The sequence below is a fragment of the Escherichia sp. 20412-1 genome, assembly GCF_003027595.1.
GTDB lineage: Bacteria > Pseudomonadota > Gammaproteobacteria > Enterobacterales > Enterobacteriaceae > Escherichia > Escherichia marmotae.
In genome coordinates, this window is sequence record NZ_PYQM01000039.1 from 20,576 (window position 1) to 37,221 (window position 16,646).

At 46.9% G+C, this 16,646-nt stretch carries 17 protein-coding genes; 11 read left to right on the plus strand and 6 right to left on the minus strand.

Annotation, left to right across the window (positions count from 1 at the left end; all coding sequences use genetic code 11):
- Positions 1-390 precede the first annotated feature (390 nt).
- From shuT to C7B16_RS19550, 6 genes are read left to right on the plus strand one after another with little or no spacing between them, the layout of a single operon-like run.
- On the plus strand, positions 391-1,314 hold the full coding sequence (shuT, locus tag C7B16_RS19525; protein ID WP_010381027.1) for a heme ABC transporter substrate-binding protein ShuT: 924 nt from the start codon (positions 391-393) through the stop codon (positions 1,312-1,314).
- A gap of 19 nt (positions 1,315-1,333) precedes the next feature.
- Positions 1,334-2,671, plus strand: coding sequence for a heme anaerobic degradation radical SAM methyltransferase ChuW/HutW (hutW, locus tag C7B16_RS19530; protein WP_107180016.1), 1,338 nt, complete (start codon positions 1,334-1,336; stop codon positions 2,669-2,671).
- 12 nt (positions 2,672-2,683) lie between these two features.
- Positions 2,684-3,178 carry a heme utilization cystosolic carrier protein HutX gene (gene hutX, locus C7B16_RS19535; RefSeq protein WP_000020030.1) on the plus strand — a complete coding sequence of 165 codons (495 nt, stop codon included), beginning with the start codon at positions 2,684-2,686 and terminating at the stop codon, positions 3,176-3,178.
- Positions 3,178-3,801: an anaerobilin reductase gene (gene chuY, locus C7B16_RS19540; protein ID WP_016249321.1), complete on the plus strand. Its 624-nt coding sequence runs from the start codon at positions 3,178-3,180 to the stop codon at positions 3,799-3,801. The genes hutX and chuY overlap by 1 nt, the downstream gene beginning before the upstream one ends.
- A gap of 50 nt (positions 3,802-3,851) precedes the next feature.
- On the plus strand, positions 3,852-4,844 hold the full coding sequence (gene shuU, locus C7B16_RS19545) for a heme ABC transporter permease ShuU/ChuU (RefSeq protein WP_219906386.1): 993 nt from the start codon (positions 3,852-3,854) through the stop codon (positions 4,842-4,844).
- Complete coding sequence (locus tag C7B16_RS19550; protein ID WP_001517293.1) at positions 4,841-5,611, plus strand: heme ABC transporter ATP-binding protein; 771 nt, start codon at positions 4,841-4,843, stop codon at positions 5,609-5,611. The genes shuU and C7B16_RS19550 overlap by 4 nt, the downstream gene beginning before the upstream one ends.
- 52 nt (positions 5,612-5,663) lie before the next feature.
- On the opposite strand, the gene C7B16_RS19555 is transcribed toward C7B16_RS19550, so the two are convergent.
- The 3 genes from C7B16_RS19555 to hdeA form a co-directional block, all read right to left on the minus strand.
- A complete protein-coding gene (locus C7B16_RS19555; protein ID WP_010381017.1) occupies positions 5,664-6,311 on the minus strand; it encodes an MgtC/SapB family protein in 648 nt (215 codons plus the stop codon).
- 63 nt (positions 6,312-6,374) lie between these two features.
- A complete protein-coding gene (gene hdeB, locus C7B16_RS19560) occupies positions 6,375-6,701 on the minus strand; it encodes an acid-activated periplasmic chaperone HdeB (RefSeq protein WP_001517295.1) in 327 nt (108 codons plus the stop codon).
- A 116-nt stretch (positions 6,702-6,817) separates the two neighbouring features.
- Complete coding sequence (gene hdeA, locus C7B16_RS19565; protein WP_000756548.1) at positions 6,818-7,150, minus strand: acid-activated periplasmic chaperone HdeA; 333 nt, start codon at positions 7,148-7,150, stop codon at positions 6,818-6,820.
- A 254-nt stretch (positions 7,151-7,404) separates the two neighbouring features.
- Between hdeA and hdeD the strand changes: the two genes are divergently transcribed.
- The 5 genes from hdeD (at position 7,405) to C7B16_RS24640 (ending at position 14,211) form a co-directional block, all read left to right on the plus strand.
- Entirely contained in the window at positions 7,405-7,980 is a 576-nt protein-coding gene (hdeD, locus tag C7B16_RS19570; RefSeq protein ID WP_000965682.1) for an acid-resistance protein HdeD, read from the plus strand.
- 714 nt (positions 7,981-8,694) lie between these two features.
- Positions 8,695-9,222, plus strand: a complete 528-nt coding sequence (gene gadE / locus C7B16_RS19575) for an acid resistance transcriptional activator GadE (RefSeq protein ID WP_000576682.1) — start codon at positions 8,695-8,697, stop codon at positions 9,220-9,222.
- Between the two features lie 412 nt (positions 9,223-9,634).
- Entirely contained in the window at positions 9,635-10,744 is a 1,110-nt protein-coding gene (gene mdtE / locus C7B16_RS19585) for a multidrug transporter subunit MdtE (RefSeq protein WP_306173773.1), read from the plus strand.
- Between the two features lie 24 nt (positions 10,745-10,768).
- Complete coding sequence (gene mdtF, locus C7B16_RS19590; protein WP_000024856.1) at positions 10,769-13,882, plus strand: multidrug efflux pump RND permease MdtF; 3,114 nt, start codon at positions 10,769-10,771, stop codon at positions 13,880-13,882.
- Positions 13,883-13,995: 113 nt separating this feature from the next.
- The gene (locus C7B16_RS24640; protein ID WP_032141470.1) at positions 13,996-14,211 is read left to right on the plus strand and encodes a hypothetical protein; all 216 of its coding nucleotides are present in this window, start codon (positions 13,996-13,998) and stop codon (positions 14,209-14,211) included.
- 36 nt (positions 14,212-14,247) lie between these two features.
- On the opposite strand, the gene gadW is transcribed toward C7B16_RS24640, so the two are convergent.
- The 3 genes from gadW to C7B16_RS25395 form a co-directional block, all read right to left on the minus strand.
- Positions 14,248-14,976: an acid resistance transcriptional activator GadW gene (gene gadW, locus C7B16_RS19600; RefSeq protein ID WP_000951549.1), complete on the minus strand. Its 729-nt coding sequence runs from the start codon at positions 14,974-14,976 to the stop codon at positions 14,248-14,250.
- 367 nt (positions 14,977-15,343) lie between these two features.
- Positions 15,344-16,168 carry a DNA-binding transcriptional regulator GadX gene (gene gadX, locus C7B16_RS19605; protein WP_001191824.1) on the minus strand — a complete coding sequence of 275 codons (825 nt, stop codon included), beginning with the start codon at positions 16,166-16,168 and terminating at the stop codon, positions 15,344-15,346.
- Positions 16,169-16,523: 355 nt separating this feature from the next.
- Positions 16,524-16,646: hypothetical protein (locus C7B16_RS25395; RefSeq protein ID WP_001684489.1), on the minus strand; the 123-nt coding region annotated here is incomplete at its 5' end.

Sequence of the window (16,646 nt, forward strand, 5' to 3'; positions counted from 1 at the left end):
AATGAGAATTATTATCGATCAATTTTTTATGATCAAGCTTTTTTTTAACCGCTATTAGCACAATAAACAGGGGGTTATGGAATCTATCTTGTCTCCTGGAAACCATCCTGTTCTTGTGGTAATTCCTCACGGCGTCATCACGAAGCTTTGTCGTTAACGGCAATAATTTCCCCATCTCTTCGCTCTGTAAGCCGCAATATCCCTGAGATCTCCGCTTTTTCCCGCCCTGAAATTTAGTCGGCAACAATAACGTTAGCTGACGAAGCATCTTGATAAAAATCAAAAATAAATACGCTTGTAACACCTTGTGTATTGAATCGATGGTTGTGTTTCATATATAACTCAAATGATAATCATGATCATTCTCAATTTGATACGAGTTCTCATATGATGCCAAGGATCACCAACAGGCTGTTTCTTTTTTCCCCACTAACGTTATGTATTTCAGTTATGGCCTCCACCGCGAAGACCACTGTAAAACGTATCCCCATGAAAAAACTGTTTACGGCAGTGTTGGCACTTAGCTGGGCCTTTAGTGCAACGGCTGCCGAACGCATTGTGGTCGCAGGAGGATCACTGACGGAGCTGATCTACGCGATGGGCGCTGGCGACCGCGTGGTTGGTGTCGATGAAACGACATCTTATCCACCAGAAACCGCCAAACTGCCGCATATTGGCTACTGGAAACAGCTAAGCAGCGAAGGCATTTTGTCACTTCGCCCGGATAGCGTAATTACCTGGCAGGATGCAGGACCGCAAATTGTGCTCGACCAGCTACGGGCGCAAAAGGTCAATGTCGTCACTCTGCCGCGTGTACCCGCCACCCTTGAGCAGATGTACGCCAACATTCATCAACTGGCAAAAACGTTACAGGTTCCTGAACAAGGTGACGCGCTGGTGACACAAATCAATCAACGCCTGGAGCGAGTACAGCAAAGCGTGGCGGCAAAAAAAGCCCCGGTTAAAGCGATGTTTATTCTCTCTGCTGGCGGCAGTGCGCCACAGGTTGCCGGTAAAGGCAGCGTCGCAGACGCCATTTTGTCGCTTGCCGGAGCAGAAAACGTCGCTACCCACCAGCAATACAAAAGCTACAGCGCGGAATCGCTGATTGCGGCTAACCCTGAAGTGATTGTCGTAACCTCACAAATGGTCGATGGCGATATTAATCGTCTGCGTTCTATTGCCGGAATTACCCACACTGCCGCCTGGAAGAACCAGCGTATTATCACCGTTGATCAAAACCTGATTCTGGGAATGGGCCCGCGTATTGCTGATGTCGTTGAGTCGTTACACCAGCAACTTTGGCCGCAATAAATGGATTTGAATCAGACATATGAATACGAATACTACGTTAGATCTCAAGCCACATTTTGCTTTAGACGGTGCGCAGCCATTTAAAGACAGACGCGCCATGATGCCATTTCGCGGGGCTATTCCGGTCGCCAAAGAGCAACTGGCGCAAACCTGGCAAGCGATGATCAACCAAACAGCAACACCACGTAAACGACTGGTTTATCTGCACATTCCATTTTGTGCGACACACTGCACGTTTTGCGGTTTTTATCAGAATCGTTTTAATGAAGATGCATGTGCTCATTATACCGACGCCCTGATTCGAGAAATCGAACTGGAGTCAGACAACGTATTGCATCAGTCCGCGCCCATCCATGCGGTCTATTTCGGTGGCGGTACGCCTTCCGCGCTTTCGGCACGCGATTTGGCCAGAATCATCACCACATTACGAGAAAAGCTGCCATTGGCACCTGATTGCGAAATCACGATTGAAGGCCGGGTGCTGAATTTTGACGCTGACCGAATCGACGCTTGCCTTGATGCGGGAGCAAACCGCTTCTCGATTGGCATTCAGTCATTTAACAGCAAAATCCGCAAGAAGATGGCACGCACCTCAGATGGCCCAACTGCCATTGCGTTTATGGAAAACCTGGTCAAACGCGACCGTGCTGCGGTGGTCTGCGACCTGCTGTTTGGCCTGCCTGGTCAGGATGCACAAACCTGGGGAGAAGATCTGGCTATTGCCCGTGATATCGGCCTCGACGGCGTCGATCTCTATGCGCTCAACGTCCTTCCCAACACGCCGCTGGGCAAAGCCGTGGAAAACGGGCGCACTACCGTGCCCTCTCCGGCAGAACGTCGCGATCTTTACCTGCAAGGATGTGATTTTATGGAAGACGCGGGCTGGCGCTGCATCAGTAACAGCCACTGGGGCCGCACCACACGCGAACGCAATCTCTATAACTTGCTGATTAAGCAAGGTGCCGATTGTCTGGCCTTTGGTTCCGGCGCAGGCGGTTCGATTAATGGTTACTCCTGGATGAACGAACGCAATCTTCAGACCTGGCATGAATCCGTCGCGGCAGGCAAAAAACCGTTGATGATGCTCATGCGTAACGCCGAACGTAACGCGCAGTGGCGTCATACCTTGCAGTCGGGTATTGAAACGGCGCGTGTACCGCTGGACGAACTTACGCCACATGCCGAAAAACTCGCACCGTTACTGGCTCAGTGGCACCAAAAAGGCTTAAGCCGCGATGCTTCAACTTGCCTGCGGTTGACCAATGAAGGTCGTTTCTGGGCAAGCAACATTTTGCAGTCTCTTAATGAGCTAATTCAGATACTTAATGCGCCAGCGATTGCGCTTGAAAAACCATAACAGGAGTGACTTATGAGCCATGTCTCGTTACAGGAATTTTTGAAAACGGAGCCAGACGGTACGCTGGAGGCCATTGCCGAACAATACAATACCTCACTGCTGGAAGTGGTGAAAAACCTCCCCTCCCCGACAATCGTGCCAGGCGATAAATTCGATACTGTCTGGGATACCGTCTGCGAATGGGGCAAGGTCACCACGCTGGTGCATACCGCTGATGTGATCCTCGAATTTAGCGGCGAACTACCTTCCGGTTTCCATCGCCACGGCTATTTCAACCTGCGCGGAAAACAGGGCATGTCCGGGCATATCAAAGCAGAAAACTGCACGCATATTGCCTTGATCGAACGTAAATTTATGGGCATGGATACTGCCTCTATTCTCTTTTTCAATAAAGAAGGCAACGCCATGCTGAAAATTTTCCTCGGTCGGAATGAGCATCGTCAGCTCCTGAGTGAACAAGTCAGCGCCTTCCATACTCTGGCGGCATCTCTGAAGGAACACGCCTGATGACGCCCTGGCTACTCTTTGGCGCAGGCGGAAAGGGGGTTGGAGCCAGAACGCTCGAACTGGCACTGGCGGAACAACGTCCGGTCGTCGCTGTCGTTCGTCATGCCGATGCCGCCACGAGGCTGGCGCAACAAGGCGTACAGGTTTTTACTGGTGACGCTTGTGACGCCAGCATAGTCGCAGCCGCCTGTCGCGCTGCGGGTTCGGATGCGCTTGTCATCTCATCAATGGGTGGCGCACAGGATTATCTGGCGCACAGAACAGTGATTGATGAAGCCGAAAAAGCAGACATCAGACGCATGATTCTGGTGACTTCTTTGGGATGCGGCGATAGCTGGCCGTTCTTATCGGAGCGGGCAAAAGCCGCGTTTGGTCAGGCGGTACGGGAAAAAACACTGGCGGAAAGCTGGCTACAAACCAGCCGGCTTGACTACGCCATTCTCCGCCCTGGCGGACTGCTTGACGGCGCAGCAACAGGCAAAGCACAACGGATACAAAATCAGGAGTGTCATGGTTTTGTCCGCCGTGCCGATGTTGCCGCACACATTCATGAACTGGCAAACGCGCCAGCACTCAATAAGCAGATCTACAGTCTGATTGAACCGGGCCTGAAACCGGCGTAATCCCATGCGGCGCAGGCTCTCCGCGCCGCAACGTCATAACGGAGTTTTACGTGCTCAAGGATTCATTTTCTTCCGCCAGTGTCTTTATGGAGCTATCACTATTATTGCTTGCCCTGGTGCTGTTCGGTGCCAGTCAGGGAGCGTTAAAAATCAGCTTTAGCGCCCTTCTTGATGAGGAATACCGCGATATCTGGCTGAATATTCGCCTGCCACGCGTTTTACTGGCAGTGCTGGTAGGCGCAGCGTTGGCAACCGCTGGGGTAATTATGCAGGGGCTTTTTCGCAACCCCATGGCTGACCCAGGATTACTCGGCGTCAGTAGCGGTTCAGCATTAATGGTTGGCGTGGCAATTGTCCTGCCCTTTTCCTTCCCTGTGGTGCTGGTGCTCTATGAGCAAATGGTGTTTGCCATCGCCGGAAGTTTAGTGGTCTGCACCGTCATTTTTCTCATCACACAGCGCCATCGCGATGGCAGCATGATGCAATTGTTACTCGCCGGGATCGCCATCAACGCCCTGTGCGGTGCGGCGATCGGCATACTGAGCTATATAGGCGATGAGCAGCAGCTACGACAACTCACGTTGTGGATGATGGGCAATCTCGGTCAGGCGCAATGGCCGACATTATTGGTCGCCAGTTCATTCATTCTGCCAGCCATTATGGCAACAACCTGTCTCGCCGGGACGCTGAATTTGCTGCAACTTGGTGATGAAGAAGCCCATTACCTCGGCGTGAACGTAAAGCGTAAACGCCAACAATTACTGTTGATTAGCTCGCTGCTGGTTGGTGCTGCGGTATCGGTAAGCGGCATTATCGGTTTTATTGGCCTGGTGATCCCGCATCTGATTCGCATGACGACCGGGGCGAATCACCGCTGGCTAATCCCTTGCTCTGCCCTCGCCGGAGCCTGTTTGTTACTGATGGCAGACACACTTGCCCGCACGCTGGTACAGCCAGCAGAAATGCCCGTAGGATTATTAACCAGTCTGCTTGGTGGGCCTTATTTTATGTGGTTGATTCTGCGTAACCGGAGGATCGCATGATCAGCGCCAAAAACCTGGTTTATAGCCTTCATGGGCGACGTCTGACTGACAATGTCTCGCTGACTTTTCCCGGCGGAGAAATTGTTGCCATTCTCGGCCCTAACGGTGCGGGAAAATCCACGCTGCTTCGCCAGCTAACCGGCTATCTTCAACCTGATAGCGGCGAATGCCGGTTGTTTAATAAGCCATTAAATGAATGGTCAATTACCGAACTGGCGAAACACCGGGCCGTGATGCGTCAGAATAGCCATATGGCGTTTCCATTCAGCGTACAAGAAGTGATCCAGATGGGGCGACATCCTTATCGTACCGGTAATCAGGGTGATGAAACGGCACAAATACTGGCGTTATGTGACTGTCAGTCGTTAGCTAACCGCGACTACCGGCAATTATCCGGCGGCGAACAACAGCGTGTGCAATTGGCCCGCCTGCTGGTGCAACTCTGGGAAGCAATACCCTCGCCAAAATGGTTATTTCTTGATGAACCAACTTCGGCGTTGGATATTCACCATCAACAACATCTATTTCGTTTATTACGTCAGTTAGTTCGAGAACGGCAATTTAACGTCTGCTGCGTATTGCACGATCTTAATCTTGCTGCCCGTTATGCTGACCGTGTCGTATTAATGCAAAAAGGCAGAGTTGTCGCAAATGGCAAACCGCAAGATGTGTTGACGCAGCAGGCGCTAACTACGCTCTACGGCGCGGATATTACAGTATTAAGCGATCCTGCTAATCATTCGCCACTGATCGTCCTCGATCATTAAATACGACGGGAGTGCCAGTCTGGTACTCCTGTCGAATTAACTATTATGAACATCAGCTAATTGAAACACCTTTCACCCCTGCCATTCCTTTTAGTAATCGCAACAGATCTTCTATCGGCGTCGTAGCATGAAGCTGGATATCAATAGCAACCACCTCATGATCTTCATTTTCCTGCAACGAAACTAAATCTGTTTTTATTTTTTTCTGCTTAAACCAGTCGAGCATCGACACTGTATTACCGTTCACCAACGTAAGCTGCAAATGATAATTTTTGCTCATCAGGCGGAAGGTTAATTGATGGAAGACTTCCAGCACCAATAAGGTCATTACAGAACCGTAAATCCCCAGTTCATACATGCCGCTGCCAATCACCATACCGATCGCTGCTGTTACCCAAATATCCGCAGCGGTAGTTAAACCGACAATATTTTGATTACGAACGAGGATGTTCCCCGCGCCGATAAACCCGACGCCAGTGACGACCTGAGCGGCAATACGGCTGGGATCAAGCCCGACATGGTCGAACGCCAGCACATCAGCAAAACCATATTTCGACACAATCATAAACAGCGCACTGCCCATACCAATCAAGACATGGGTACGTAAACCAGCACCTTTGCCGCGTATTTGCCTTTCTATGCCAATAGCACCACAAACAATTGCGGCCAGGATCAAACGAATAATGAATTCGCTAGTCATATAAAAACGCAAAAAGGAGCAGCAAGATGGCTCAACTTGCTACTCCTTTTTGCTTTATTCCTGTTAATTCGGCAGGACATTTGCCAATTTATCTTTGAAGGTATACAAATTTTTCTGCGGATTTTTCTTACAATATTCAATCACTTTAGGGATCTGAGTCAGGTCAGTTTCGTTTAAGGTTACAGTATCACCGCCTTTATAAACTGTTTCTTCATGCAGCATCCACCATGCAACAGGTGTCATTGCTTTTGGATTCAGGTCAATAAATTCCTGACAAGTCATATCCTTAGCAGATTCATTAGCAGCCAGTGCAGATTGCGCATTCACCAGTGACAGAGCTGCTACAGCGCCAACGAAAACAATGGCTTTACGTAGAGATGAAATATTCATTTTACAACCCATTCAATAAATAATTTACATATGAACAGGAGGATCACCTGCTTTTAACGCAAGGTATTCCGGCCTGTTCAATATTTAAGGAAATACGATGTAACGCATTCCCTTAATTACATATCTTTCTTGATTTTGTCCCATTCGCCTTTAACTTTATCTTTAAAGCTGGCTTTTTTATCCTGGGTACAAGCCTGAACGATAGCAGGCGTTACGGTTGCAATACCCTGAACATCTAAAACCGCATCTTCTGGTTTGTCTTTATTATTCAGAGCCTCAGCAAAACCGACTGCAGTCGGCTGGAAGGATTCGTCTACAGCCAGGAAATCTTCACAGGTCCAGGAGTTGACCGGTTTTTTATTGTCGGCTGCTTTTTGCGCATCGGCTGCATTGCTCACTACAGGCAGAAGAAGCAGACCACCTAGAATAACGCCTAATACTTTTTTCATCGTAATATCCTCAACTATAAAGTGAAAGAGCCGTCACGAATCAATTTCGACATTGAGGTTATAACCTGGTTTTCTGGGTATGTCATGTTGAGACAAAATATCAAAATCAGATATTTTTATTATAATACAATAGGTTACATAGTCATCAAGCACAGTAATTAGGAAATTTTTATTAAATCAACTGCATTCTCTGATGCATTTTTGGCATAGATTGATAGCAGGGGTTTTCCTTCTTAAATTTATAGGGTGGTTCTATGTTATATATAGATAAGGCAACAATTTTAAAATTTGATCTGGAGATGCTTAAAAAGCACCGCAGAGCGATCCAGTTTATTGCCGTGCTGCTGTTTATCGTCGGTTTGTTATGTATCAGTTTCCCGTTTGTTTCTGGCGACATTCTAAGCACAGTCGTTGGCGTATTATTAATCTGTTCGGGTATTGCGCTTATTGTTGGATTATTCAGCAACCGCAGTCATAATTTCTGGCCTGTATTATCGGGTTTCCTCGTGGCGATAGCCTATTTATTGATCGGCTATTTCTTCATCCGTGCACCAGAACTGGGGATTTTCGCCATTGCGGCGTTTATTGCAGGATTGTTCTGTGTCGCTGGGGTTATTCGCCTGATGAGTTGGTATCGCCAGCGCTCAATGAAAGGCAGTTGGTTACAACTCGTTATTGGCGTGCTGGATATCGTCATTGCCTGGATCTTCCTTGGCGCAACGCCAATGGTTTCTGTGACATTGGTGTCAACCCTGGTAGGGATCGAACTGATATTTAGCGCTGCCAGCCTGTTCAGCTTTGCTAGTTTGTTCGTAAAAAATAATAACTAGCAGACCTATCTCTGCTCCATTTTTTAGCCAGGATCATAGTTACGTATAATAACTATGATCCTGGCAATATTCACATCACCGCATTACTCCTTTGATAAATTACGTACTATTGTTGAAATAACTATCACACAACGATTAAACCAACCATTTGAAAATTTTATATTTTTCTTTATTTTGCAGCAAATTAGCCATTTCAAACATTATCATGGCTGATATTTTTCGTTGTCAGGTTTAATGTTTTAGAAGTGCTGTGAGAAAGTGAACTGAAGGTTCCATAAACATCGATACTATGGGTACAGTCTGGGGTTTGTTTTTGCACTATCAATGCACTAAAAGAAAGCTGGCAATCCAATTGCCAGCTTAAATAGAAACAAGGAGACTCAATATTTAAATCGGATTACGCTTTAACTTTAGTAATATTCTTCAGAGATCACAAACGGATAAATTATAACTTATTCTTGGGTAGATTCCTGCAAACTGTTAATATTCTGTTTACTAATCACAAATTGATAACAACCAGGAATATTACCTAGGATCAATATATGGAGTACGTAATGGATAAATCTGAAGTTTTGATTAGTGTTAATAGACGTATTAGTTCACGAAGGGCAAAGTTCTTATAGGCGTTTACTATATTGAACACCATATTCGGACATGGATGTAAATAATGAAAAGGACAACATGTTCGAAACGATAACGGCTAAGGAGCAAGTTATGATTTTTCTCATGACGAAGGATTCTTTTCTTTTACAGGGCTTTTTGCAGTTGAAAGATAATCACGAAATGATAAAAATCAACTCCCTGTCAGAGATAAAAAGCATAGGCAACAAACCATTCAAGGTGATCATTGATACCTATCATAATCATATCCTTGATGAAGAAGCGATTAAGTTTCTTGAGAAATTAGATGCCGAAAGAATCATTGTTCTGGCACCTTATCACATCAGTAAACTTAAAAGTCAGTCACCTATTTATTTTATCAGCCGCAAAGAAAGCATTAACACTCTGCTTGATATTACCTATGGAAAACACTTGCCCCATAAGAATTCTCAATTATGTTTCTCGCATAATCAATTCAAAATCATGCAACTGATTCTGAAAAATAAAAATGAAAGTAATATCACGTCAACACTGAATATTTCTCAACAAACATTAAAGATCCAGAAATTCAATATCATGTACAAGCTGAAACTTAGACGTATGAGCGACATCGTGACTCTGGGGATCTCTTCTTATTTCTAAATAAGGAGTCGATGTGGCCCAGCGATAATTGCCTGAAATTAATGGCTGGCATGACGAGGGATGCAAATGCTGACTCCATTACTCCCGGTGATAACCAAAGGAGAAGCAAAAACGAGCTTATTCCCCTGGTATGTGTATCCACCAGTAGAAACCTTCGTTGCCCGGATGCAGGCAGAGACTGTCGGCAGAACGGCAACATTTTTTTTGCCATTCGCGTCACTATATTGGTCGCTCTGCCTACATGCTCCCTCGCTGGCTTACAACCCCATGGCTTGCATTATGCCGCTGGTCTGTAAATCCCTCATACCTCTCCCCGCGCGTAATTCAAAGAACCGTTATTTCTCACGAATTTTCAGGGACTAAAATGAACAGAAAAAGAAAACTGTTAATACCGTTGTTATTCTGCGGCGCGATGCTCACCGCCTGCGATGACAAATCGGCGGAAAATGCCGCCGCTATGACGCCTGAAGTGGGGGTAGTGACGCTCTCCCCCGGTTCGGTCAATGTGATGAGCGAACTGCCCGGCAGAACCGTTCCTTATGAAGTTGCCGAGATACGCCCCCAGGTGGGTGGCATTATCATTAAACGCAACTTTATCGAGGGTGATAAGGTCAACCAGGGGGATTCACTTTATCAGATTGACCCTGCTCCATTGCAGGCAGAGCTGAACTCCGCGAAAGGTTCGCTGGCGAAAGCCCTCTCCACCGCCAGCAATGCCCGCATCACCTTCAATCGCCAGGCATCGTTGCTGAAAACCAACTATGTCAGCCGCCAGGATTACGACACCGCGCGCACCCAACTGAATGAAGCGGAAGCCAATGTCGCCGTCGCCAAAGCGGCTGTTGAGCAGGCAACCATCAATCTGCAATACGCTAATGTCACCTCGCCCATTACTGGCGTCAGCGGAAAATCGTCGGTGACCGTCGGCGCATTAGTCACCGCTAATCAGGGAGACTCTCTGGTAACCGTGCAGCGTCTGGACCCGATTTATGTCGACCTCACCCAATCAGTGCAGGATTTTTTGCGCATGAAAGAGGAAGTCGCCAGTGGGCAAATCAAACAGGTTCAGGGCAGTACGCCAGTGCAGCTTAACCTGGAAAATGGCAAACGTTACAGCCAGACCGGCACGCTGAAATTCTCCGACCCGACAGTGGATGAAACCACCGGCTCCGTCACGTTGCGTGCAATTTTCCCCAACCCGAATGGTGACTTGCTGCCTGGTATGTACGTCACGGCTTTGGTGGATGAAGGTAGTCGGCAGAATGTGTTGTTAGTACCGCAAGAAGGCGTTACCCATAACTCCCAGGGCAAAGCAACGGCGCTCATTCTGGATAAAGACGATGTTGTACAGTTACGCGAAATTGACGCAACCAAAGCCATCGGAAATCAGTGGGTTGTTACCTCTGGTTTGCAAGCTGGCGATCGGGTGATCGTTTCCGGTTTGCAACGCATTCATCCAGGTATCAAAGCACGCGCAATTTCCTCCAGCCAGGAAAACGCCAGCACCGAATCGAAACAGTAACGTTGCAGGCTTAAGGGGACTTTCATGGCTAACTATTTTATTGATCGCCCGGTTTTTGCCTGGGTACTTGCCATTATTATGATGCTCGCGGGTGGGCTGGCGATCATGAACCTACCGGTTGCGCAGTATCCGCAGATTGCGCCGCCGACCATCACCATCAGCGCTACCTATCCGGGGGCTGATGCGCAAACGGTAGAAGACTCGGTCACTCAAGTGATCGAACAAAATATGAATGGGCTGGATGGCCTGATGTATATGTCATCAACCAGCGATGCGGCAGGCAATGCTTCCATCACCCTGACCTTTGAAACGGGAACATCGCCCGATATTGCGCAGGTTCAGGTGCAGAATAAACTGCAACTCGCGATGCCTTCGTTACCAGAAGCGGTGCAGCAACAAGGGATCAGCGTTAATAAGTCGAGCAGCAACATCCTGATGGTAGCGGCGTTTATTTCTGATAACGGTAGTCTCAACCAATACGATATCGCGGACTATGTGGCTTCTAACCTCCAGGATCCACTAAGCCGTACCGCGGGCGTCGGTAGCGTGCAGCTCTTTGGGTCAGAGTACGCCATGCGTATCTGGCTGGACCCACAAAAACTCAATAAATACAGTCTCGTTCCTTCTGATGTTATTTCCCAAATCAAGGTACAGAACAACCAGATTTCCGGTGGTCAACTAGGGGGGATGCCACAGGCGGCAGACCAACAACTGAACGCCTCAATCATTGTGCAGACGCGTCTACAAACGCCGGAAGAATTTGGCAAAATCCTGCTGAAAGTGCAGCAAGATGGTTCGCAAGTATTGCTGCGCGACGTTGCCCGCATCGAGTTGGGGGCAGAAGATTATTCCACTGTGGCGCGTTATAACGGCAAACCTGCTGCCGGGATTGCTATCAAGCTGGCTGCCGGAGCGAATGCCCTTGATACCTCGCGGGCGGTAAAAGCGGAGTTAAACCGATTATCAGCCTATTTCCCCGCCAGCCTGAAAACGGTTTACCCTTACGACACCACACCATTTATCAAAATTTCAATTCAGGAAGTTTTCAAAACGCTGGTTGAAGCTATCATCCTCGTCTTCCTGGTCATGTATCTGTTTTTACAAAATATTCGCGCTACGATTATCCCAACTATCGCCGTGCCGGTCGTTATTCTCGGCACATTTGCGATTTTGTCGGCGGTCGGTTTTACCATCAACACCCTCACCATGTTTGGGATGGTGTTAGCTATAGGGCTTTTGGTGGATGATGCCATCGTGGTGGTAGAAAACGTTGAACGCGTGATAGCGGAAGATAAACTGCCACCGAAAGAAGCGACGCATAAATCGATGGGGCAAATCCAGCGTGCGCTGGTCGGGATTGCCGTTGTTCTTTCTGCGGTATTTATGCCGATGGCCTTTATGAGCGGCGCAACCGGGGAAATTTATCGCCAGTTCTCCATTACGCTGATCTCCTCTATGTTGCTTTCGGTGTTTGTGGCAATGAGTCTGACCCCAGCCCTTTGCGCCACCATTTTGAAAGCCACACCGGAAGGCGGTCACAAACCGAACGCCTTGTTCGAACGCTTCAACCATCTGTTTGAGAAATCGACTCAGCACTATACCGACAGTACCCGCTCACTGTTGCGCTGCACTGGTCGCTATATGGTGGTATACCTGCTGATTTGTGCCGGGATGGCGGTGCTGTTCCTGCGTACACCGACCTCTTTCTTACCGGAAGAGGATCAGGGGGTATTTATGACCACGGCGCAGTTACCGTCAGGTTCCACAATGGTTAACACCACTAAAGTGCTGCAACAAGTAACCGATTACTATCTGACAAAAGAGAAAAATAATGTCCAGTCGGTGTTTACCGTTGGCGGCTTCGGCTTTAGCGGCCAGGGGCAAAACAACGGTCTGGCATTTATCAGCCTGAAACCGTGGTCTGAACGCGTCGGTGAGGAAAACTCGGTGACCGCAATCATTCAGCGGGCGATGGTGGCTCTGAGCAGTATCAATAAAGCGGTGATTTTCCCGTTCAACTTACCTGCGGTAGCGGAGCTGGGTACAGCATCAGGTTTTGATATGGAACTACTGGACAACGGCAACCTGGGGCACGAAAAGCTGACTCAGGCGAGAAACGAGTTGCTGTCACTGGCAGCACAATCGCCTGACCAGGTAACGGCGGTTCGCCCGAACGGCCTGGAAGATACGCCAATGTTCAAAGTGAACGTCAACGCCGCGAAAGCCGAAGCGATGGGCGTGGAGCTGTCTGATATCAACCAGACCCTCTCTACCGCCTTCGGCAGTAGCTACGTGAACGACTTCCTCAACCAGGGGCGTGTGAAAAAAGTGTATGTCCAGGCAGGAACACCGTTCCGTATGCTGCCGGACAACATCAACCAGTGGTATGTACGCAACGCCTCCGGCACGATGGCACCGCTTTCCGCTTATTCTTCAACAGAATGGACCTACGGTTCGCCGCGACTGGAACGCTACAACGGCATTCCGTCGATGGAGATTTTAGGGGAGGCCGCTGCTGGAAAAAGTACCGGTGACGCGATGAAGTTTATGGCAGAACTGGTGGCTAAACTTCCGGCGGGCGTCGGCTACTCCTGGACTGGGCTGTCGTATCAGGAAGCGTTATCGTCCAACCAGGCACCCGCGCTGTATGCCATTTCACTGGTCGTGGTGTTCCTCGCCCTCGCCGCGTTGTATGAAAGCTGGTCAATTCCATTCTCGGTGATGTTGGTTGTTCCGTTGGGCGTTATTGGCGCATTACTGGCAACTGACCTGCGCGGCCTGAGCAATGACGTCTACTTCCAGGTCGGTTTGCTGACCACCATCGGGCTTTCAGCCAAGAACGCCATCCTGATCGTCGAATTTGCGGTTGAGATGATGCAGAAAGAAGGGAAGACACCGGTAGAGGCGATTATCGAAGCGGCGCGGATGCGTTTACGCCCGATCCTGATGACCTCTCTGGCCTTTATTCTTGGCGTACTGCCACTGGTTATCAGTCATGGCGCAGGTTCCGGCGCACAAAATGCGGTCGGTACAGGCGTTATGGGGGGGATGTTTGCAGCAACCGTGCTGGCGATTTACTTCGTTCCCGTCTTTTTCGTCGTTGTGGAACATCTCTTTGCCCGCTTTAAAAAAGCGTAACGTATGAATGAGAGTAAGGCTGAACGTGAATGTTCTGCCTTACTCTTTCCTGACAACCATTCACTACTCAACAACCAGCTAACCATCAGGAATACCAGACTTAGCAAACAGCATTGAAAGTAGAAACCACTCCAGCCATTGGTCATCAACTTGAACAGTACGACACAAACCAGCATTCCCGTAATTATATGAATAATCAGCTTAATAACTCCAAACATGCTGCACCTTTTCCTCCTGAAAATACTAATATCCGTTTGCGAACTGCCAAAGAGAACTTGCCGGTGCCCCCGGCAAATATGGATGGGAAAAGATTTTTACATGAAGCGTAAAGCAGATCCTGACCGACTTTCGAATGATAGATGAAGTCAGGAAAAAGTCCCTGTTGACTGTTGCGCAAACTGGTGTGGTGTTACGCCATAATACTGGCGGAAAGTGTTAATAAAGTACGACGTACTGCTATAGCCACATTTTTCTGCGATCATCGGTAGCGGGAATTGTCGTAACTCGAGCAATTGTCTGGCCATCGACATTCGCGAGGCCAGTAATATTTTACTAAAGCAGGTGTTTTCATCCTGTAGCTTCTTTTTGATTAGGCTTTCACTGGTATACATCTTTTCTGCGATATCACGCAGATACCAGCGTCTGGCAATATCAAAGCTAATAATGCGTTCAACTTTTCCTGCAATGGTACTAATGCTATTAAAAAGGAATGGAATCAGCTCTTTATTTCGTGAAAACATCGAAAGGCAGGAGAAATAGAGCATATTATTTAATGTCGTTGAAGCAATGTCCTCTTTAGTAAAACTATCGAATATTGCTGTAACCAACGGCATCGGTGGGGTCATGTTAACTAACAGCTTTTTTTTATTGTGCAATCCTAAACACCGGAACGGTGGACGGACATTGTGTAAGTAATGAGTAATTATTCGTTCATCAATATCCAGCCTGCGGACATTTGATTCATTAAAGTCAAAACTCTCCGCCATATTTTTTTCTATCAGTAGAATACTATCTTTATACAAAGATAGTTTTTGCTGCTCATGGTATATATCAAATGAGCGACAGGTGAGGATCACCGAACAAACATGTGCCATGACAAGCCCTTATATTCCATTACCACGAACATTACAATTTCAGTATACAAATGAAATGATGAATGATTCACTCCGTGAGCCAAAACTGCCAAAATTGGTAGGACCAAAAGCCAGCCATAACGCAGTGTACATAACAGCTAATTACTAATAAGTAAATGCGTCAGCAATATATTTTAAGAAAGCGTATAGCTTATGTTTATAAAAAAATGGCTGATATTATCGACAATTAAAGTTATATTTTATTTACTGAGAGCACAAAGTTTCCCGTGTCAACAAGGAGCGTTATAACGGTTTATTAGTCTGGAGACGGCAGACTATCCTCTTCCCGGTCCCCTATGCCGGGTTTTTTTTATGTCTGAGTAAAGAATCAGAGTCTTATCCCTTCAGCATGGCGTTCAGAACTGTAAAAATTTCCCTGCCCAACAAAACTTGCTATCGGGTCACCATTCAGTATTCCCTGCGCTATTCGCTCCTGATACTCTGTCGGCGTCATACCATAATAGTTTCGAAAGACATAAATAAAATACGACGCACTGTTATAACCGCAGGATACGGCTACTCGTTTTATTGGAAAACCATGAACAACAATCAGTTGCAACGCCCGCTGCATTCTACATTCAGTCAGTAACTGTGAATACGATGTCTCTTCTTCACGCAATTTTTTCTTTAACAAACTCGGACTCACCAATAACTCACTGGCAATCTGTGCTAATGACCATTCATGAGCAATATTATTATTGATGACCGTGCAAACCCGCGTTCGCATATTCGGTCGCAAAATATTCATAAGCAGTGGTATAAACTGTTTATCTTCAAGAAAAATAGACAATAACGCAAATGTTAATGCTCTTTTACGTAATATCTCACCATAGCGGAGATCTTGATTTTGCGAAAGATGTACAACTTCCTGAAAAACAGGGATCTCTCTGGAACAATGATGAACAACTAACGAAGGAGCTTTTTTATAGGTATAAAGATTTAGCGTCTCCTCCTTGAGCATCGGGAGAAATAGTGAAAGTGTGTCCTTCGTGACTAATACGACGTTACCTACACACTTATCAATCAAGATCTGGCTTGCATCCGCAAAAACCACATCACCACCATTAAAGCAGCGATATTCACCATTCAACATAGTGAGAATAAATTTATGTTTTGCGTACGCAATTAAACAATTCCCATATTGTGATTGCATAGTTGACTTAATATAACATAAATATATTACTGATTATTAATGTAGCACGCCGCCATCTTAAGTCAAATTTATTGGCAAATAAATTTAAACAATTTTGACAGGGGAATTGATTAAATGTGAAGGAAAATTGTGTAAGAGCATTGAATTTATAATAAAAAATCGAAAGTACCAACGTAAGGAGATTAATACAAAACAAATGATCTACTGGCGTCATTTTGTTTGATTTTAGAAAGATTTATATTAGATACAACTTAACAACGCCATGAATACAAAATCAATATAATATTAATATTGCGCTAATGAACGTATGCCCCGGTTTTCAAACCGGGGCAAAGATTATTATAACGCCCTGTTATCAGGTATGTTTAAAGCTGTTCTGCTGGGCAATACCCTGCAGTTTCGGGTGATCGCTGAGGTATTTCAGGGAGGCTTTGTAGTCTTCCAGCAACAGTTCAGCGAAGTCCATTTCGAAGCCACG